The sequence below is a fragment of the Candidatus Acidiferrales bacterium genome, assembly GCA_035515795.1.
Taxonomy (GTDB): Bacteria; Bacteroidota; Ignavibacteria; order Kryptoniales; family JAKASW01; genus JAKASW01.
This window is the reverse complement of record DATJAY010000024.1, coordinates 12,719-33,059: the sequence shown is the minus strand read 5'-3', so window position 1 is coordinate 33,059 and position 20,341 is coordinate 12,719. Positions and strand designations below refer to the sequence as shown.

The window sequence follows — 20,341 nt, the reverse complement described above, 5'->3', positions numbered from 1 at the left end:
CTGCTTGCTCCAATTGTTTTCTTGACGGCTATTTCCTTCCTTCTCTTCAAAGAGAGTGCGGTGGACAAATTCATATAGTTGATACTTGCTATCAGGAGAATGACGATTGCTATAGCGACGAATATCCGGACATACTCAATGTCTCCCGTACCCTGAAGAAACTTGACGTTGCCGCCGAACAAATGAACTTTTGTGAGCGGAAGGAGCGAGTAGCTCAGGTTTTCCGTGTTCTGGTTTGGAAAGTGTCTTATCTCGCATTGTCTGATCTTTGATGAGAGGTTCTGAAAATCAGCGTCACCTTTGGTCTCAATGTACGTGTAATGAGACTCGTCGTACCAGGTGTCGAAGTCGATCCCGATAGTCTTAAACCACCCTTCAGACAGAATAATCTGAGTCCGAATCTGCGATTGCAGTGGGATTTTTGCAAGAACCCCGGTCACCTTCATCATGGTCTTGTGCCCAAAAGCAGAGGCATAGAGCGACTGACCAACGGCATCCTCATTCCCGAAATATTTTTTCGCCATTTCCTCGTCGAGGACAATCGAGTTCGGATCTGAAAGCGCTGTGTAAGGATTTCCTTCCTTGAGTTTCAAAGAAAAGAAGTCGAAGAAACTGGGACTCGCAAACGATACATTTTCTTCAAAGCCATTGTCGCCGTTTTGAATCAGAAATTCAAAACCCGTCGGGAGCTGCATGAGACTCGTTGTTTTGCTAATCTCAGGTAGCTCTTCCTTCAACGCGGGTGCAAGCATTTTAGACGAAACCGCCGTCATCCCGCTGCGATCACCGCGAAGCACAAGATAGATATGGTCGGCGTCCTTGAAGAACTTATCATAGCTCAATTCATCCTGCGCCCACAGAAGAATCAATATGGTACATGCCATCCCCGCCGCCAGGCCGACAATGTTGATAAATGAAAATGCTTTGTGACGGGAAAGATTTCTAAAGGCGATTTTGAGATAATTTTTCAGCATACCATTCCTCCAATTTTCATCGAACAGTCGTCAATGCTCATTGATAATTGGTTATTGTCAATTCAAAAGCCATTTGAATACATCATGCATAAATTCAGCACATTGATAGTCATTGACTCCATTCCAGCTTGTCATGTACAACGAAGTCATCCCATCGCCCATAACGATAATTTTTCCGCCATTCGTCAATGTCTTGAAAACTCCGAAGGGATATTCCTCAGTTTGGTTGTTGAAGCAGAAAGGCGTACCTCCTTTTATGGTTCTTCCTACCTGATATGTAATTTTCAAAGATTCATCGGTAATGAGACCCGCCTTAGTATATCCACCTACCGCCGAGTCCGGACTTTCTTTGCCGAATTGTATTCCAAACGGTCTGATGAGATCATTTACATTCGCATCTTCGAGAGTCGACCAATAGTCTTCGTCCATCACAAGAAACAGCGAGCCACCTTTACTCAGATACTGCGTTATGGCTTTAATTTCGCTGGCAGTATACTTTGACGAGGGGATATGGATATAGAGCAGATCACAGTTGGACAAATCTTCCGGTTTTATCACGCTCTTCAAATAAAAAAGCTCCGCATTAAGAGAAGATGACGTTTTGACGAACTGATCGGTCATATATTTTACACGGCCGAGATCGTTTCCTGCCCCATTTATCATGCCTGCCGGATCGTTCCAGAATTTTTGCCCATGCGCAAGATCCATATAAATCTTCTTCTTAGTGGAAGTCTGGGCAAAAAGCGCATTGGCACAAAAGAATACCGTCAGCAAAACCGAAGCAATAACTCTGAGTCTCATAACACTCCTCCTTTCGGCTTTTTTCTTAAGTTTAATGTCATATATGAGATTGATTGCGGATTTGTCCCCGCTTCGCGCAATATCGGTATCACTCGTATCGTAATGCCTCCACCGGATTTGCGGTCGCCGCTCTCATAGCATGCGAACTCACCGTCAATAACGCGATCACCAATGCCACGACACCCGACGCTACAAAAATCCAGAGGCTGATCTCTGTCCTGTAAGCAAAGTTTTTCAGCCAGTTGTTCATTACATAGTAAGCGAGGGGCCATGCGACCACGTTTGCGATCAATACCCATTTGACAAATTCTTTCGAGAGAAGCGCGACGATCTCTGCAACCGAAGCACCAAGAACTTTTCGTATCCCGATCTCCTTCGTTCGCTGCTCGGTGACAAATGCAGCTAGACCCAAAAGGCCGAGACACGCAATGAAAATTGCAACGATCGAAAACGCTCCGGCTATCTCACTGGTTCTCTGATCTGCTGCATAAAGTTTTTGAAGGTCATCGTTGAGGAAGTTGCAGCTGAATTCTTCATCTCCAGCATACTTCTTCCAGACGTTTTCTATGAAGGACATCGTGCTCAAGTGATCACCCGGCGCCAGACGAACTGTAACGAACCGTCCGATGAACGCTTGTCTCGGAAATAATCGAATGGCCAGGGGACGAATCGGCTCGTGAAGGGATCTGTAGTTGAAATCTTTTACCACTCCAACTATCTCACATTTTAGGTCTGTCCCTCCGGGGCCGTTACCGGGGAAAACGAGATGTCTCCCGACGATGTTTTTTGCGTTGAAGCTCTTTTCAACTTCTTCGTTGACCACAACAGCAGCGCTATCCGAAGGATGTTCTTTTGAGAAGAACCTCCCGTCAGCGATCCCTAACTTGTAGGTTTTTGCAAAATCATAATCGCAGAACATTTGCTGGATGTCTTCAACCCGGTTTTCTGGAGCACCCTCTAAGCGGCAGCCATTGTCCCCACCCTGGTTCCCTGGAATCGCATTTGAATTCGTAAGATTTACGATACCTCTATTTGTTCTCAGCTCATCTTCGAAGGACTGGAGCTGGGTGGAAAGATCGCTCGTTCTATCTATTACGATAGTCTCTTCTTTATCGAACCCGAGGTTTCTTGTCTGGACATATCTGAGTTGCGCAAAGACAATGAAGGTTCCCGCGAACAAGGCAATCGAGATCGCAAATTGGCAAATCACCAATCCGCTTCTAAGTAACGATTTCCTTCCTCCTTTCCTGACTTCAGATCTCAGAACGTCGATAGGATGGAATGACGAAAGGTAGAAGGCTGGATAACTTCCCGCAATGATTCCGACCACGATGGCGAAGCAAATAAGAACTGGTAATGATAATGGATCGTTGAATAGGTGGAGACTCATTTTCTTATCAGCAACCTGATTGAAGAAAGGAAGCAAGAGTTCGACTATACCGATTGCCAAAACCACGGCGATAAAGCTTATCACAATCGACTCGGACATGAACTGTCCGACGAGATGTGATCGGGCCGATCCCAACGTTTTCCTAACGCCGACCTCTTTCGCCCGCTTCTCAGATCTTGCCGTGGCGAGGTTTACGAAGTTTATGCATGCAATCAACAGAATCGCTATAGCTATAGCAGAAAATATGTAAACGTACGTAATGTCACCATTCGGCTCAACCTCGTAATCGAGGTGCGAGTTGAGATGAATCGACGTAAGAGGCTGCAGCACTAATCCGTAATTGTTTCCAGCCGCCCTGAATTGTTCGAGAGAAAAGCCAGCCACGGCTTTCAGCTGTGGACTCGCATATTTCATGACTTCGTCATCCAACTTCTTCTGAAACTCAATTGGGCTTACTCCCTTTCGGAGCAAAAGATACGTGTAATAGTTGTTGCTTATCCATGTAGGATTTCTGCTGTCCTGCGATGTAGTGAGGGAAGCCATGAAATCTGGATGTAAATGTGAATTCTGGGGAATGTCTTTGATAACGCCGGTCACGACAAATTTGTCTTGGTTCCCCGTATTGAGGATCTTGCCGATCGGATTGTCATTACCGAAATACTTATGTGCCATGGATTCAGTGATTACGACCGTGTTTGGCTGAATGAGTGCAGTCTTCGGATTTCCGACCACGAAAGGAAATGTGAATACATCGAACACTGTCGAGTCTGCCCCGAAAAGATTTTCTTCAACGAATGTTTTGTTCTCATATCGGACCACAGTCGGACCGCTCTTGATGAGCCGAGTGTAGGCAGCAACATCCGGGAGATCTGTATAGATTGCAGGACCCATGGCAACGGGAGACAATGCCGTATTCATTTCATGCCCGTTCGCTCGGAGGAGAAGGTGTGGTCTATATATCCGGTCAGCAAATTTGTTGTACTCGTCATAACTCAACTCATCTCGGACAAAAAGCATTATCGCTATGCAGCAAGCAATGCCGACGGCAAGGCCCGCAATGTTTATAAATGAATAAGCCTTATAGTTCAATAGGTTTCTAAATGCGACCCGCAGATAATTCTTGATCATGTCTCGGCCCTCATACCCATTTTCTTAGTTGCCCTCATTTCTCGATCCACCCATCTTTCAGCCTTATCACCCTATTTCCATACGCAGCATTGGTCTCCGAATGCGTCACCTGGATTATTGTAGTTCCCTGTTCGTTCAATCCCTTCAGAAGGTCCATTACTTCTTTACCCTGCTCAGAGTGGAGATTTCCCGTCGGCTCATCAGCAAGAATGAGTTTCGGTTCAGCGATAACCGCCCTGGCAATTGCGACAAGCTGCTGCTGTCCACCCGACAGTTGATTCGGGAATAGGTCCTTCTTTGCGACGATATTGAACCTGTCCAATGCCTCTGCAACCCTTCCTTTTCGGTCGCTTGCCTTCACCTTTTGATATAGGAGAGGAGTCTCGAGATTTTCATAAACAGTCAACTCGTCGATGAGATGATAACTCTGGAAGACGAAACCTATATGAGTTTTGTGAAGCTCCGTCAGTTTTTTCTCTTTCATCTCGTGAACCGGCTCACCGAGGAAATGGTATTCGCCATTCGACGGCGTATCGAGCATTCCGATAATATTGAGCAGCGTCGTCTTCCCGGATCCCGACGGTCCCATCACCGAGACAAACTCGCCTTCTCTGACCTCCAGGTCGATTTTCCGGAGCACGTACGTCTTGATGACCTTGTTAGTGTAGTATTTCTCGATACCTCTGAGTCGTATCATTTCTTCCACCTCCTATACCTGGAATTTTTCTTTGTAATTTTCGGTAACGACATGCCCATCAAATAAATGAATGATGCGATGTGCAAACTCCGAATCGTGTGGCGAATGCGTGACCATCACGATGGTTGTTCCTCCCTCGTTCAATTGGGTCAAGCTATTCATTACCTCCTCACCGTTTGCGGAGTCCAAGTTCCCTGTCGGTTCATCTGCCAGTATGAGCGCCGGCTTCGCGACCACGGCCCTGCTGACAGCGACGCGCTGCTGCTGGCCGCCCGATAATTGCTGCGGAAAGTGGTCCCTTCGATGCATTATCTGCATCCTTTCAAGAACCTCTTCGACCATTCTCTTCCTTTCGGAGGATGAGACTCCGAGATAAAGCAGAGGCAGCTCGACGTTTTCGAACACGGTCAGCTCATCTATCAGATTGAAGCTTTGAAAAACAAAACCGATATTCTTCTTACGTAAATTGGCGCGTTGCCTCTCCGTATATTTTGAAACCTCTTCGCCAAGAAAGTAGTACTGACCGTCGGACGGATTATCGAGCATCCCGATCAAGTTCAAGAGCGTGGATTTTCCACATCCGGATGGGCCCATTATTGCGACAAATTCCTTTTCCTTAATTTCGACGTTTACATTATCTAATGCCGTGGTTTCCACTTCTTCTGTCGTGTAGATTTTCTTGAGACCATTAGTACGTATCATTTTGCCTCCAGCAAATTGTTTCGTTAAATAACGATTCAACATATGACTCACTTATCTTTTGCGATACGGAAGCCATATACTGCATATCTGTTAATCGGATAATCAGGATAACGGAAGGTGCAGACACAGACGGAATTGATGTTGCTCCATGACCCACCTCGCAGGATTCTGCTTTCACCGTTTGTCGCTCCCGTAGGATCATACTGAGATTTATTAGAATATGGACCGCCATAGAAATCGGAACACCACTCCCAGACATCGCCGCTCATATCGTAAATCCCGAGCTCATTGGGAAGTTTCGTTCCAACGGCATGTGTTCGTCCTCCTGCATTCGAGTCATGCCATGCTACATCGTCTGCATTGTCGCTCCCGCTAAAGACATAACCCTTGGTTCGGTTGCCTCCCCGCGCGGCATATTCCCACTCTGCTTCGGTAGGCAAACGGTAGTTCGTCGTTCCTTCTTTTTCATTGAGGTACGAGATCCATGTTTGAACTTCATTCCAATCCACTTGCTCCACCGGCAAATTGTCTCCTTTGAAATAACTTGGATCGGGCATGAGTGGAGATGTAGAAGACCCCTGTTTCCACTGCACGACATCGCGCCATTCTTTTTGCGTTACGATGTACTTGCCAATATAGAAGTTGCTCAGCGTTACAGAGTGAACGGGTCTTTGATCCGAGTATCCGGAATTGCTGCCCATTTGAAAAGTCCCGCCGGTGACGTAAACCATCCCGATCGAATTTTCCGGGACAGCGCCGATCGGCGATGATGAGTTTCTGGTGCAACTAGAAATTGTGATAAGTGCAATACATAAGATGACAGTAAGAATATTTCGTTTTACTTGCATTGTTTTCCTAAACTTAATTGCAGTTATATAGTATTCTTGATTCAAATAAAAATCCGACAAGGGATTACTCATACCTAAGTGTTTTTACGGGATCTGAAAAAACGGCCTTCGTCGTGTGGTAGACCGAAGCCGCCAGTGCAGTCAGGACCATTACTCCGATGCAGATCAAATAATCCACGGACTGCAGCTGGTACTTATACGCCCCCGGCGTCGTACGCAACACCAAATATCCCGAAGGGAAAGCGAACAGTGAAGAGAAAAGAAGAAGAAAAGCAAAGTCCTTCGACATCATTAGATAAAGCTGCGGGATGTTAGCGCCGAAAACTTTGCGAATCCCGACTTCCTTCATCCTTCTTTGGGATGCGAAAGAAATCATTCCGAACATTCCGTTTGCGGCAATTAGTACAGCGATGATTCCGAAGCCGATGAATACCTTCTCGACTACCTCCCAAACACTTTTTGTTCCTAAATCTATGCCGCTGTCAAAATCTCCGACGTCAATGATCGCATCGGAGAAAAAACGGCTGAACTGTGCTTTGACAAACGAGACAGTGTTCTCCTTGTCGGCGGGCTTGATTCGCACAGCAAAGATGCCTGCTTCATCGAGTCGATCCGCCTTTAACGTCATATAATATGGCGGGATCTTCTCGTGGACGGAATAAGGATTAAAATCTTTAACGACGCCGATCACGGTGTATTTATTGTCATCAATTCTCTTTCCTAGTGGATTTTCCCACTTGAGCATTTCCCATGCAGTCTCATTGATAATGCATGCTTTGTCGTCCGATGGAAATTGTCTTGAAAAATTCCTGCCGAGCACCATCTTCATTTCATAAGTGCCAATGAAATTGTAGTCGACCGAGTTGTAGTTTATGCTCATTCTATCATTCGGGGCGGCTCCTTCCCAATTGATTTCTTTTTCCCAATCTCCATGGAACGGAGAGTTTATCGAGACCGCAGCATCGACAACATTGGGATTGCCCAAGAGCTCATTCCGTAAGATCTCGAAATTGCCGCTGCTGCTTTGACCAAACACCTGACAGACAAGGAGATTTTGTCTTTCAAATCCCAGGTCCTTGGTCTTCATGTAATGCACCTGCCTGACGACGTAAACAGTACCTATAAGCAGCGCAATCGAAATGCAAAACTGAAATGTAACGAGCGACTTTCTCAAAAAGGTTTTTGAAGAGCCTTGCCTCGCCTGTTTGAATAAAGAAAGGTCTCCTTTTATCACCTGTGATGCACGAAAACTTGAAACGTACAGCGCGGGGTATATACCTGACAGAATGCCGGTGATCAGGAACGCAGAAATCATGACAAGGATGAAACCTATATCACGGCTCACACTTATTTCTATTTGCCTTTGAACGACAGCATTGAAATACGGCAGGAAAATCTCGACCAGCATCGATGCTATCAACAGCGAGATGAATGAGAAGATCAATGATTCGCCAATGAATTGAACAAAGAGAGTGGACCGTGACGCACCGACAACCTTGCGCACGCCGATTTCTTTTTTCCTTAAATAGGAATTTGCGGTTGCCATGTTGATGAAGTTGATGCATGCGAGCACCAGAACGAAAACTGCAAAACCACTAATGTAGTACAAGGCCATTTCGATGTCGTTCCTTTCATCGGCCTTGAGATGAAGCTCCGACAACGGCTTGAGGTACAGTTTCTTATAATTGTTGACGACAAACTTGTCGGCGAAATTGTAAATTTTCTTGTCAACAACCTCTGCCGATGTATTCGATTTCAGCGTGATGTAAGTCGAGAAATCGGCCGCGCCGATGTTCACGAGTGCATCGTACTTTTTCCAATCCGTCACCTCCCTGAATGTGGACAAGGAGACAAGATAATCCGGGCGGAAATCGTCATTGGACGGCAAATTCCTGAACACGCCCGTCACTTTGAGCGATTTATTCTTAGACGCCTTGATAGTTTTGCCGAGCGGATTTTCACCGGGGAAGTATTTGTCGGCAAGTTCTTTCGAAATGACCACCGAGTATGGCGTAGATAATAGCTTATCACGGTCTCCGTGAATAAAATCAAATGTCAGAATCCTGAAGATATTATCGTCGGCGTAATAGCCGTGCTTCTCGTTAAAAGTAAGCTTGTCGGAAGTGGAGAGGTATTCTCCCCAGACGTCTCCTACCGTGGCCGCGTTTTCTATTTCAGGAATTTGACTTTTCAACTCGGAAGCCAACCTGTAGCCAGTTTGCCAATAAATCTCGGTGCTGTTTTTGAAGAAGACTTTCTGTTGAACCCTATAAGTGCGGTAAAGATTCTCATTGCTATCGTTCCAATTGAATTCGTAGCGGACAAACATGAGGATGAAGAAACATGCGGTCATGCCTACGGACAATCCGGAAATATTGCCGATGGAATATCCTATGTGCCTCCTCATGTTTCTCAGGAATATTTTCAAATAATTTCCGAACATTCTCTCCTCACCTCAGAATCAGTTCTTGCACGTCCCCGAAGTTGTCGTAAGACGAAGTTACAACTTTGTCTCCCGGATTCAGCCCGCTCAGCACTTCGAAGTAATCGGGGTTCTGGCGACCAAGGCTTATGCTTTTCTTTGCAGCGGTGTTGCCTGACTTATTGAGCACAAATACCCATTGTCCGCCAGTCTTCTGGTAAAATCCTCCACGCGGCAACAAAAGAGCTTTTGTCCGCTCACTCAGCTGCAGTCTTATTTGAAGCGTCTGGCCTCGTCTAATTCCATCAGGCACTTTGCCGTCAAATTCCATGTCGACCTGAAATTTGCCCCCTGTCACTTCCGAATAGACTTTTGTCACTGAAAGAGTAAACGTCTTTTCATCAATATCCACCGAAGCATGCAGCCCTTTCATCACCCGCGCAATATAAAACTCGTCGATGTCCGCTCTGACCTTAAAGCCATCCAAGGCATCTATCTGCCCGATCTGGTCCCCGGGATTTTTTGATTGTCCTGTCTCGGCATTTAAAGAGGTTAGTTGTCCGTTAATCGGGGCCCTGACAGTGAGGTTCTCTATATTCTCCCTTATCAGCTCGAGATTTTTTTGCAGCCTCTCGATTGACGAGGCTATCTGCGTCAATTGAGATTGTCTCTGAATGGAATCCGCGAAGAAATTTTGATAAGCCAATTTCTGCTGCTCCGCCGCAAGATGATAATTGTTCTCCGCCAGCTCGTAATCCTGCTGTGAGATCAAATTCTTTTCTTTTAGTTTAGACTGACGATCAAATATCTCCTTTGCATTTATCACCGCATAATTTGCCGATACGAGAGCATTCTGTAGTCCATTGCTATTCTGTTCAATCTGCAATCTCGTGTTCCGCGCATCGTTGATCTGCTGATATGCAAACGTCTCCTGCTGGAGCGTACTGAGTTGAACATTCGTATTGGACAGCTGTAAGATCCTGTCCCCCTCCTTCAGCATTACACCTTCTTCGACAAATTTTTTCTCGACTATGCCGCCTAAAATTGCATCGAGATAAAAAGTCGTACGCGGAAGGACATTCCCGGTCACCGGAATGAATTCCTGGAAATCGCCCTCCGCCACAGTCGAGACGGTGATCTTGTCTGCTTCGACATTCAGCTTTGCTCCGGTATCAGAAATTATTAAGATGATCAGGAACAGAAATAGCGCGCCGCCCCCGGCGTAAATCCAGGACAGTCTCCGTTTGTAGAACGGCTTCTTTTCTATTTTCCTATCCATCGTGAACCTTTGATTCGAATCGACTATTTCGGATTGATCCAATTTGTTCATGTCAATGAAATCACAATTGTCGTGCCCTTATGTTCAATCACATTCTTCGCTAATATTGTCGCATTTCAAACTAGATTTGCTTATTTCGATTTTTATTGCAAAGTTTGACTGTTCGAAAATGAACGGTACTGTTCGAAAATGAACGACGAACCTCAGCAAGAACGGCAAAATCAAACGTGACTGACTCATTTCTCAGGAATGACTTTTGAGTAAATGCATTGAAGATTGGAAACCATGACCACTAAATCCGGCAGAATCCTGATCATCGACGACGATGAGGACATCTTATACTCCGCTCGCCTTTTATTGAAGCAGCATTATTCCATAGTGCGCATCGAGAAAGATCCAAACCAAGTCCCTCTCATAATGAAAGATGAGCGATATGATGTTATCCTCCTGGACATGAATTTTTCAGGAGACGCAACAAGCGGGACGGAGGGATTCAACTGGCTGAAAAAAATCCTCGATATTGATCGTTCGTCTGTCGTCGTGCTTATCACTGCCTATGGAAATATCGAGATGGCAGTCAAAGCGATCAAAGAAGGGGCGTCGGATTTTGTGCTGAAGCCATGGCAGAACGAGAAACTTCTTGCGACCATTTCCTCGGCAATGAGACTCAGCGAATCGAAAAAAGAAATTGAAGATCTTCTTTCCAAACAGAAGCAGCTTACCTGCGACCTCGACAGCCAGTTCCATGATATAATCGGGACTTCCGAAGAAATGAGAAAAGTATTCAAGGACATTCAAAAGGTAGCAAAGACAGATGCAAATGTGTTGATCCTTGGAGAAAATGGCACGGGCAAAGAGTTGGTGGCCCGGGCAATTCACAGACAATCGGAGAGGAATGAACAAATATTTCTAAGCGTGGACATGGGCGCCATAAGCGAATCACTTTTTGAAAGTGAACTTTTCGGATACATGAAGGGCGCGTTCACTGACGCAAAGGAAGATAAGCCGGGTCGGTTTGAGATTGCTACCGGTGGAACTCTTTTCCTCGATGAAATCGGGAATCTCACTCAGAATTTACAGGTGAAGCTCCTCGCGGTACTTCAAAACAGGCAGGTAACACGACTTGGAGCAAATATTCCAAAACCGATCGATATCCGTCTGGTGTGTGCAACCAACCTTCCGATTTCTGAGCTGAAATCTGACAGCCGCTTCAGACAGGATTTGCTTTACCGCATCAATACGGTCGAGATTCACATTCCTCCTCTGAGAAAACGAACCGAAGACATCCCATTGCTGGCCGATCATTTTCTGAAAATGTATTGCAGGAAATACAACAGGAAACAAAAGTTGCTGAGTGATGGAGCTTTGAGTAAATTAAGGAGTTATGGTTGGCCTGGAAATGTCAGAGAGCTTCAGCATACACTTGAAAGAGCCGTAATAATGGACGAATCCGACACGCTCCAAGCTACAGATTTCCTCCTTCTGCGCGGAGAAGCAAAATCCGAAGGAACCACGATCAACAATTTCCATCTTGAAGAAACCGAAAAGATGCTCATCATAAAAGCTGTGGGCAAACACGACGGAAATCTCACGAAGGCAGCCAAGGAATTAGGAATTACGCGTGCAGCGTTGTACAGGAGACTGGAAAAATATGGATTGTAATCGATCGTCGATTATAAATCGGAGAACGACAATCCAGCTATGATCTTTAGAAGATTCAGCGTAGCCGTATTTGTCAGAACCGTTTTTATCTGCCTCTCAGCTTTCATTCTCGTATACATTCTCACCAAGACCAACTTCATCGCGACCCCGTTCATAGTCGCTCTCCTTGTTATCGCACAAGTCTATTCATTGATCCACTATGCTCAAAAAACCAATCGTGAAATTGCACGATTCTTCGACTCGATTAAATATTCAGACTTCTCTCAAAGCTTCCGACCAACTATTAAAGGATCATCGTTTGAGGAGCTTGACAACGCATTCTCCGAAGTCATCGAGGAATTCAGAAAAGCTCGGGCAGAAAAGGAGGAACATTATCGCTATCTCCAAATTGTCGTTCAGCACGTCGGCATCGGTCTCATGGCTTTCACACAAGATGGAAACGTGGAACTAATGAATACCGCGGCAAAAAGGCTGCTGAAAGTGAACGGGGTCGATAATATCTCTGAGTTGTCCCGCGTCAGCCCGTCGCTGGTCGCTGTATTGAGAGAAATAAAGTCAGGCGATAAGGTACTTGTGAAAATTACGGCGGAAAACGAGTTGTCACAGTTATCCATCTATGCAACGGAGTTCAAACTAAAAGAGAATCATTACACCTTGGTTTCATTGACCAACATCCAGAGCGAGCTCGAAGAAAGGGAGATGGAAGCATGGCAGAACCTTATTCGTGTGCTGACACACGAAATTATGAATTCCGTGACGCCGATTGTTTCGCTTTCGTCGACTGCCAGCGCGCTGCTGAATACCGCCATAACTCCGGAAACCAAAAATGACCGGGAACCGGACCGAGGTGCATTGCAGGGTCCGGGACAGCTGGACGGAGAAAACCTGCGAGACGTGAAAGGTGCTTTAGATACGATTTCGAAAAGAAGCGAAGGTTTGCTTCACTTCGTGGACGACTATAGAAACCTGACCCGCATTCCGACCCCCAATTTCCAGACGATTAAGTTGATGGATCTTTTTGGCAGAATCGACAGATTATTTGCAGACCGGTTTCATCTGAGAAAAATATGGTATACCTGCTCGGCGGATCCGCCTGATTTGGAGTTAACCGCCGACCCCGATTTGATCGAGCAGGTTTTGATCAACATGGTACTCAATTCGATCAGCGCTCTCTCTTCGACTGCGTCACCTATGATAAAACTATTCGGTAAGATTGATAGCCATGGTGGAACGATAATCCAGGTAATAGATAACGGCCACGGCATTCCGGAAGAGCTGCAGGAAAAAATCTTCATTCCTTTCTTCACAACCCGCAAGGAAGGCTCCGGCATCGGCTTAAGTCTTGCACGTCAGATAATGCGGGCACATAAGGGCGGGATTACAGTTCATTCAATTCAAGATAAAGAAACGGTGTTCACGCTGAGATTCTGAGGGTTCTTCATTTTTCAGCGGTTATTTACCACCGGTTTGTTTCGTCGTCGGAATGCTATTCCCACCGTTATTTTCCGAAGGACCCACAGGCTCCGCTACAGATTCAGCGCCGTGTGATTCTCCCGGCTTGTCCACCGGCTGCTCCGAATCGACCAAGGCCATCTTCACCCAATGAGATCCACCTGCCCCATCTTCGATCCATCTCTCCGGTTCCTGAAACGGAGGAGAACTCCCTCGCGCGCCTTTGGATCCATCATTCATATCCTGCATATCGATATGTCTCCTTTATATTTTAAGGGCATTACTGTCCTTTATATTTACGTTTGATTTCGTTTGCAAACTCCAAAGCCTGTCTCTCATCGATAAACCAATCAGATGAGACTCTTTTTTTGAACCACATGAATTTTGTCCATCGCCTTACAATCCATGAGGTTGGGTCAGCGTCGCGGTGAATAAGCTCGACGAAACAATCCCGAGCATTCGACAAGACTATTTTTTTCAAAGCTTTCTCCTATATCGCACTGAACGCATGGTGGTCGACCAGGTGCTAATCGAAGTGTAACGACTTCGCGACATCTTCGACGGTCTTCCGCTCATTCTTCCAGACATCTTCGCGGTCCTTCAGTTCTGCCGCTTGCTTTCGTACATACTGCTCATATGCAATATTGGTTGCGGCAACCGCTTTCTTCAAAACCGACATATGCATTGCAACTTCTTGAAGGGGACAGTGCATCACAAGAAATGCTCTATCGATACTTGTCTCTTGCAATGACAGAGGTTGTCCTGCATTCAATGCCTTCCACTCCTGCTCAAACACAGTTCTCCACGCCAACGGTGGAATTCCCGACAGTTCAAAATACACTTGATAAATTGTCTCTGACCCGATCATTCTGCGGGTTTTGTCTGTGTTGAGACCAATAATCCGTATATCAATTGTGGATTCTACCGAAGAATTTTGTTTAGTTTCGACCATATGTCACCTGTTTTATTATGTTGTACGCCCGCACGATGTCAATGATTTCTTTCTTGTAGTTTCCCTTTATGCTGGTCGAGCCATTTGAGCATGGCGTGAACACTGCCTGTGGCCAGCGCAATAGACGAATCAGCGGCACCGTAATACATTCGAATTGTATCACCATCAGGGGCAAGGGTGCACCCGCATGGAAAAACGACATCGTCGATGTCCCCGAGCCGCTCGTACGATTCTTCAGGGCCAAACATCCATTCATCACTGCGCATTAGGCAGTGTTCCGGCGATTGCAAATCAAACAACGCAAGTCCAAGCCGGTAAATAGAGCCGGCGGCGGTTTCCCGTACTCCGTGGTAAATCGCGAGCCAACCTTGCGGAGTCTCGATAGGTGGAGGTGAAAGTCCGATTTTATTGGCGTCCCACCATCCTCCGAGGCGCGCTTCCAACATAAGTTTGTGACCACCCCAGTGCCGCAGGTTGGTCGAGTAGGAGATCCACATGTGTGCGCCGGGCGCACCGACCGGACGATGAATCAACGCCCAATGGCCGTCAATACGATGAGGGAGGAGAGCAGCATCTTTGTCCTCCGGCTGCATGATTAAGCCATAACGTTCAAAGCGCGAGAAGTCTTCCGTGAACGCAAGAGCGACGCCCGGGCCGTCGCGAGTGTAAGCTGTATAGACGACGGCATATTTTTTTAATTCAGGTACGAATGTGATGCGTGGGTCTTCGATACCCCACAATTCTTCGGGAAAGTGTTCCGGATCGGGCATCAAGGTGGGTTGGGCATCAATCTGCCAGTTGTCCACGCCGTTTGCGGAACGGGCAGCGCAAAGGTGTGAAAGTCCGCGTCGATCCTCAACACGGCAAAGAAGCAGTGTGGTTCCGTCTTGCAGCAACGTAGCACCTGGGTTAAAGACGGTGTTGACCGGATAAGGCCAATTGGCTGCGGTCAGGATTGGGTTCGATTTATTGCGAAGAAATAATTCCGGAAAATGATTACTCATTGATGTTGTATCTCCATTGATAAAAGAGTATTGTCGGCCAGTCGAAGTTCTAATAGGGCTTGAAGAAACGCGAGTGTAGACTCCGCCCCTTGGTTCTCGTTCGGGCGATCCGGATGGAGGCCATCGCGGCAACCACCCGTTGTAGGGTCATAAAGGGGAAGGTTTAGGTCGTTACGCCCAAGGAACCATTCGAACGCACGCCGGGCTTCCTTGTGCCAGCGCTTGTCTCCAGTGATCCGGTGTGCGACCAGGCAAGCCGATACAGTCGCTTGGGCTTCTACCGGCTGTTGATCGAATCGTGCATGTTTGCCGCCGTGCTCATAAAAGCCATTTGACCCTATTGGAACAAAGTGTCCGCCATCGCCATTGGTGAGTTGCAATCCCATCAGCCAGGTAAGCGACTCCAATCCGGCATCGGTCATCTCTTTATTTGACATTGATTCACCACATAGCAGCAGAGCATGTGGTAACGCGGCATTGCAGTAAGTCAGCACGTCTTCGTACCACCGCCATTCATCGACGCGATGGTCTTGATAGAGTTTGAGAAGCCGCCCGGACAATTCTCCTCGCACCTGACTCGCCCGGCGATCACCGGCAAACCGATGTACGTATTCACGAATGCCGATGAGTGCGAATGCCCAGGCCCGTGGGCTAGTCGTACCCGAAATAGCCGGCAGGGTTTGCTCAAACAACCTGCCTGCCATGCTCTGAAGTGCAGATGTATTAGAACGGCCCAACACCGTGCCCAGTGCCCACAAAGCCCTGCCATGACTGTCATCCGAACCTTTTTCTTCGAGCCATTGCCGTCCATAATCCAGGAAGTTGCGGAACCTGCCCGATCCAGGATTGAAGGCGTACCAGATGAAAGCAAGATACCGCGAAGCTAATTCCAACGCTTCACTGTTTCCGAGCTCTTCCAGCAGGGCGCTTACCATTAGTGCGCGCGCATTATCGTCGGTGGTGTAACCCTCCTGATAATTCGGCACAGTAAAAAGCGCATGCTGGAGCATACCCGTCTCGTCCGTCATGCGACGCAAGTGTTCCAACTTGAGAGGAGGCAACTCGCCCGGATGCTTGTCCAGCGCTTTCACTGCGAATCCGGGCGGAGTGGAATGTCGCCGCTCAGCCCGGGCGCGTTCGAAACTCTCCATATAACACTTTGCCACTTGCGGCCAGACCATCGCGCGTCCAAACAGGTATGCCCGCTTGCGCATGGCTTGTCGTTCCGACTCATTGCCCAACAGGCTGATCACCTGGCTGGCCATCGCTGCAGGGTCATGAAAAGGAACAAGCGCACCTCGTCCTTCGGCGAGCATTTCTTCCGCATACCAGTAAGGCGTCGAAATGACCGCTTTGCCTGCCCCGAGTGTGTATGCTAGCGTGCCCGAAGTAATCTGTGCTTTATTGAGATAAGGTGTAATGTAAATATCTGCCGCACTGATGAATTCAACAAGTTCCTCTAAACTGATAAACCGATTGTAAAAGATCACGTTACCTTCCACACCTTTCTCCTGTGCCAGCCATTGCAAAGACATCCGGTACGTCTCGCCTTCGCGCTGGATAACATGAGGGTGGGTCGCCCCGACGATCATATAAACGACGTTCGGATAACGCGACAAAATATTGGGAAGAGCACTGATGACTGTCTCAATCCCCTTGTTCGACGATAGTAATCCGAAACTTAGTAAGACGATCTTGCCCTCGACGCCGAACACATCCTTGTTGAAACTCGGGTCGGCAAATGCCACATCGGGGATGCCATGCGGAATCCGATCTATCTTCTCGGGAATTACATGATAGATCTCCTGAAGATATTCCGCACCTCGGTCGCTCATGACGACCAAGCGGTCGGATACTGCTGCGACTTCTTCCAGCACTCTGTGCTGATCCTGATCCGGTTCACGGAGAATTGTGTGCAGGGTCGTAACGATCGGCATGCGCAATTCGCGCAGTAGCGCCAGGATATGGCTGCCCGCCCGTCCGCCGAAAATCCCGTATTCGAATTGGAGACAAGCGAGATCCACGTTGTTGATGTTAAGGAAGCCTGCGGCCCGGCGATATGAATCGATATCTTTCTCCGTCAACTCAAACCGGACTCGGTCCGGGTATTCGTAACCCTCCTCGTTGTCGTTGACAGGCAAGGCGATGAAAGTCTTGCCACTGTATTCGGCTGCCATGGCCTCACACAGATCAGTTGTAAAAGTGGCAATGCCGCACTGACGCGGCAGATAGTTGCCAATGAAGGCGATACGATTTATTGCAGTAACAGATGATGTACGTTCCGTGATGTCCTCTGCCGTTTCTCCCGATAGCGAATGATAAACCTTCCTAATGCTTCTTGTCTGTCGTGATCATAGCTTTGTCGCACGTTCTCGTGATTATCTCTATGCAATTTCTACATTCATTGGATGGTGTCAAAGAAAAGTATCACCTCGTGATGGCGCGTGTTTAGAAAATGCTATCTGGATTGAAACAGCTTCCACTTTTCTTCGAAACATCCTTGCCGCAAACTTCATTTATGCGCGTCCGTACTTCATGTTTTCAAAGACAGATCTATTACAACCATTTTCTTAGTGCCCTTGACATTTCAATGTGCTGCCTCAGCAACCCGGCCGTAAATTCAGCGGTACTTATGTCAATCTCTTCGTCAGCGAGGCTTACCTTTGTCAACTCACGGATCATGGATTCGTGGTCGTCAAGCAAAGCCTCGATGATTGGATGCTGCCCTTTGAGTTTCTCGTTGTGCTGACCAAGTCGGGTGGCTTCAATGGAGTTTTCGATCGTAGCCAGAGCATTCTGGCCAAGATCACGAACGCGATGAGAAACCTCAACGACAATGATATCCATGGACTTATATTGAGCCTCGAATAGCTTACGCAGCTCAACGAAATTGCTTCCATGTATGTACTGGTATGCTTCCCGTGTTCTTATGGAGAGAACGTATTCATCGGCCAATAAGGTCTTTAGCAATGCAACAACATATTCCGATTTTCTGTCGATGGTCTTTATTTTTAGTCCCATCTGTTTTCCTTTGAGTTCACAAGATTGACATCATACCTCGTGTCGCCAAACGGCTTACTATCTCCCTTCCATTCGGCGACCGAGGATTTCTCCTACCTAGAGAATAAACAAGTCCGGCTTTGTTAAATCGATTGCCCGTTGAGATACGGAGGACGATCCCAGCTATATTAACTTAGAGAAAAATAAATTCTTGTGAATAAATATGTTCATGTCCTTCCGCCACAGGAAAAGTCTGAAGCGGACAAACCGCCATCTCCGAAAATCAAACAGACGGTGAGCATTCAGCCAGGAGATTCCGGTGAGTCCTTTATACTTGGCCGACATGCCTGCCAGCAATTCTTCCAATGATTTTCCCCAATAACCTGAAATACTTTCCCATAATCGTTTCAATTCTCTTTTGATACGTTTCCATTCCATTGTATCGTTTCCTCTCTTCTTGTGAGCCCATCCCGGATTTCCGGATCTGGCCCCAATTGTCGTAGTAGAAGTATACATCTGATTGTGTCAGCGAAGAATGCCTCCAAGGGATGAAAAGGGAGCTACATCCCTCTGTAAACCCGTCCGGTAGTGACTCACTTTCAATTCCAACGTCATTCCGGCGAATGCCGGAATCCAGTCCTTGGCTCCGGATGCCAGCTTTCGCTGGCATGACAAGTGCCGTCTTAGGCGAATATTCAAACTGAGTCACCACCACCCGTCCGGATGATGGATCATAGGGAATCCTGCCCCCTATTGATAACACAATTAGGGGCGGCTATATTCACCGCGTGAGATGAATGTATTTGTAACTTCTTGCTAAGCTCCCGCTCGGGAAACCTAACTCCCGATTATTTAACCACCGTACCTGAATATCTCACCGGCTTGCGTTCTGCATCGAGGGTTATCATGGTACAGAGAAGCTTCTTATCTTCATAGGTTCGGACTTTCGCTGCTTCAGTGCCTGCCAGGGGAATGCTGAATACTAACGGGCTGCCCAATACGATCTGCTTCGACTCCGACACACACGATACGAACTGGTATTTGGGGAGCGATTTATCAGTAGGATTAGTCAGACATAAAACGCAGGCAACCTTCGCATTCTGCTCCCTGCTTAAGTCGATGCCCGCTGAATTGCCGACAGGCGCGAATTCGACATTGAAGGCATCGGGTGAAATCATGGCGCTTGTGCAATCGATGACGAACCCGCTGCCTGTCGAAGAACCCGATTGCGGAGGAGTTATGGTGGTACGCTCGGTGACCGCATAAGGGTTAACCAGAGGGATATTAACCTGCACGATAAAGTGGTAAACCGATCTCCCATGCGGCGCAGCCTGCCGCCAGAGAGAAGCTAAGTCGGGAAGCGAGTAAATCGTGCTCGAAAGCTTTGAGGAGAAGGCGAACTTTAATCTTCTGTCCACCGAATCTTTATCGGTGCCGGGTATGAAACTTTGAGGCTTTCGGGAGACGAAGACCTTTCCATTTCTCTGTCGGAATACGACATCGCCGACCGCGCCTCTTAATTTCCCGATAACCGATTTGTCTAATCGTGCCATTTCAACTTACCATTATTTCTATAAGCTACAGAATCAAGATTTGAAGAATTGAATGAACCTTTCCCACAGGGAAATAGGATCTTGACCCGAGTAATCCGAACCATACAACCGGTTTAATCATAGCACAAACGAAGGATACACGCAAGATATACGGAAGATACACGGAATCACATTGAGGGGTATTAGAGGGAATATCGAGGGACAAGACCCGACGAACCGAGGCCAAAAGGTAATCGGATCACAATTATGTCAATAAATAATTGGGTTCAGACCGGCAACGAACACACCGGGAGGTGACTGTTATTGCCCGGCCTAAATAAAATTCAACACAAACTGATCAAGCGTTTCGATAGCGAAACCTACATACATGCATATTCTCACCCCGTCCAAGCCTGGCGCAGATTACAGATTCAGGTTGTCTTTTGAGTGAATTGAGTCAGAATCCATACGACCAACTTGCTTTCATTCACGAAACGA

17 protein-coding genes are annotated in these 20,341 nt (G+C 47.1%); 2 read left to right on the top strand and 15 right to left on the bottom strand.

Annotated features, from left to right (window positions below; all coding sequences use genetic code 11):
* The 8 genes from VLX91_10415 to VLX91_10380 all read right to left on the bottom strand — a co-directional run.
* Nucleotides 1–974, bottom strand: a 974-nt coding sequence (locus tag VLX91_10415) for an ABC transporter permease (GenBank protein HUI30620.1), incomplete at its 3' end; no start/stop codon positions are given.
* Between the two features lie 57 nt (nucleotides 975–1,031).
* Entirely contained in the window at nucleotides 1,032–1,775 is a 744-nt protein-coding gene (locus tag VLX91_10410) for a hypothetical protein (GenBank protein HUI30619.1), read from the bottom strand.
* An 88-nt stretch (nucleotides 1,776–1,863) separates the two neighbouring features.
* Complete coding sequence (locus VLX91_10405; GenBank protein ID HUI30618.1) at nucleotides 1,864–4,293, bottom strand: ABC transporter permease; 2,430 nt, start codon at nucleotides 4,291–4,293, stop codon at nucleotides 1,864–1,866.
* A gap of 34 nt (nucleotides 4,294–4,327) precedes the next feature.
* Complete coding sequence (locus VLX91_10400; GenBank protein ID HUI30617.1) at nucleotides 4,328–4,990, bottom strand: ABC transporter ATP-binding protein; 663 nt, start codon at nucleotides 4,988–4,990, stop codon at nucleotides 4,328–4,330.
* Nucleotides 4,991–5,002: 12 nt separating this feature from the next.
* Nucleotides 5,003–5,692, bottom strand: coding sequence for an ABC transporter ATP-binding protein (locus VLX91_10395; GenBank protein HUI30616.1), 690 nt, complete (start codon nucleotides 5,690–5,692; stop codon nucleotides 5,003–5,005).
* A 47-nt stretch (nucleotides 5,693–5,739) separates the two neighbouring features.
* Nucleotides 5,740–6,540 (bottom strand): formylglycine-generating enzyme family protein, encoded by an 801-nt coding sequence (locus VLX91_10390; protein HUI30615.1) that lies wholly within the window; start codon nucleotides 6,538–6,540, stop codon nucleotides 5,740–5,742.
* A gap of 64 nt (nucleotides 6,541–6,604) precedes the next feature.
* Nucleotides 6,605–8,983, bottom strand: coding sequence for an ABC transporter permease (locus tag VLX91_10385; protein HUI30614.1), 2,379 nt, complete (start codon nucleotides 8,981–8,983; stop codon nucleotides 6,605–6,607).
* A gap of 7 nt (nucleotides 8,984–8,990) precedes the next feature.
* On the bottom strand, nucleotides 8,991–10,292 hold the full coding sequence (locus VLX91_10380) for an efflux RND transporter periplasmic adaptor subunit (protein ID HUI30613.1): 1,302 nt from the start codon (nucleotides 10,290–10,292) through the stop codon (nucleotides 8,991–8,993).
* Between the two features lie 234 nt (nucleotides 10,293–10,526).
* Between VLX91_10380 and VLX91_10375 the strand changes: the two genes are divergently transcribed.
* Complete coding sequence (locus VLX91_10375; GenBank protein ID HUI30612.1) at nucleotides 10,527–11,903, top strand: sigma-54 dependent transcriptional regulator; 1,377 nt, start codon at nucleotides 10,527–10,529, stop codon at nucleotides 11,901–11,903.
* 39 nt (nucleotides 11,904–11,942) lie between these two features.
* Nucleotides 11,943–13,334, top strand: a complete 1,392-nt coding sequence (locus tag VLX91_10370) for an ATP-binding protein (GenBank protein HUI30611.1) — start codon at nucleotides 11,943–11,945, stop codon at nucleotides 13,332–13,334.
* A gap of 21 nt (nucleotides 13,335–13,355) precedes the next feature.
* Here VLX91_10370 and VLX91_10365 read toward each other — a convergent pair whose 3' ends face one another.
* From VLX91_10365 to VLX91_10335, 7 genes are all read right to left on the bottom strand, one after another.
* Complete coding sequence (locus VLX91_10365; protein ID HUI30610.1) at nucleotides 13,356–13,604, bottom strand: hypothetical protein; 249 nt, start codon at nucleotides 13,602–13,604, stop codon at nucleotides 13,356–13,358.
* Between the two features lie 31 nt (nucleotides 13,605–13,635).
* Complete coding sequence (locus tag VLX91_10360; GenBank protein HUI30609.1) at nucleotides 13,636–13,836, bottom strand: hypothetical protein; 201 nt, start codon at nucleotides 13,834–13,836, stop codon at nucleotides 13,636–13,638.
* A 45-nt stretch (nucleotides 13,837–13,881) separates the two neighbouring features.
* Nucleotides 13,882–14,223: a hypothetical protein gene (locus tag VLX91_10355; GenBank protein ID HUI30608.1), complete on the bottom strand. Its 342-nt coding sequence runs from the start codon at nucleotides 14,221–14,223 to the stop codon at nucleotides 13,882–13,884.
* A gap of 122 nt (nucleotides 14,224–14,345) precedes the next feature.
* The gene (locus VLX91_10350) at nucleotides 14,346–15,311 is read right to left on the bottom strand and encodes a hypothetical protein (GenBank protein HUI30607.1); all 966 of its coding nucleotides are present in this window, start codon (nucleotides 15,309–15,311) and stop codon (nucleotides 14,346–14,348) included.
* Complete coding sequence (locus tag VLX91_10345; protein HUI30606.1) at nucleotides 15,308–17,521, bottom strand: glycosyltransferase family 4 protein; 2,214 nt, start codon at nucleotides 17,519–17,521, stop codon at nucleotides 15,308–15,310. The genes VLX91_10350 and VLX91_10345 overlap by 4 nt, the downstream gene beginning before the upstream one ends.
* Nucleotides 17,522–17,867: 346 nt before the next feature.
* A complete protein-coding gene (locus tag VLX91_10340) occupies nucleotides 17,868–18,332 on the bottom strand; it encodes a ferritin-like domain-containing protein (protein HUI30605.1) in 465 nt (154 codons plus the stop codon).
* 827 nt (nucleotides 18,333–19,159) lie between these two features.
* Nucleotides 19,160–19,864: a hypothetical protein gene (locus VLX91_10335; protein ID HUI30604.1), complete on the bottom strand. Its 705-nt coding sequence runs from the start codon at nucleotides 19,862–19,864 to the stop codon at nucleotides 19,160–19,162.
* Nucleotides 19,865–20,341: the final 477 nt, after the last annotated feature.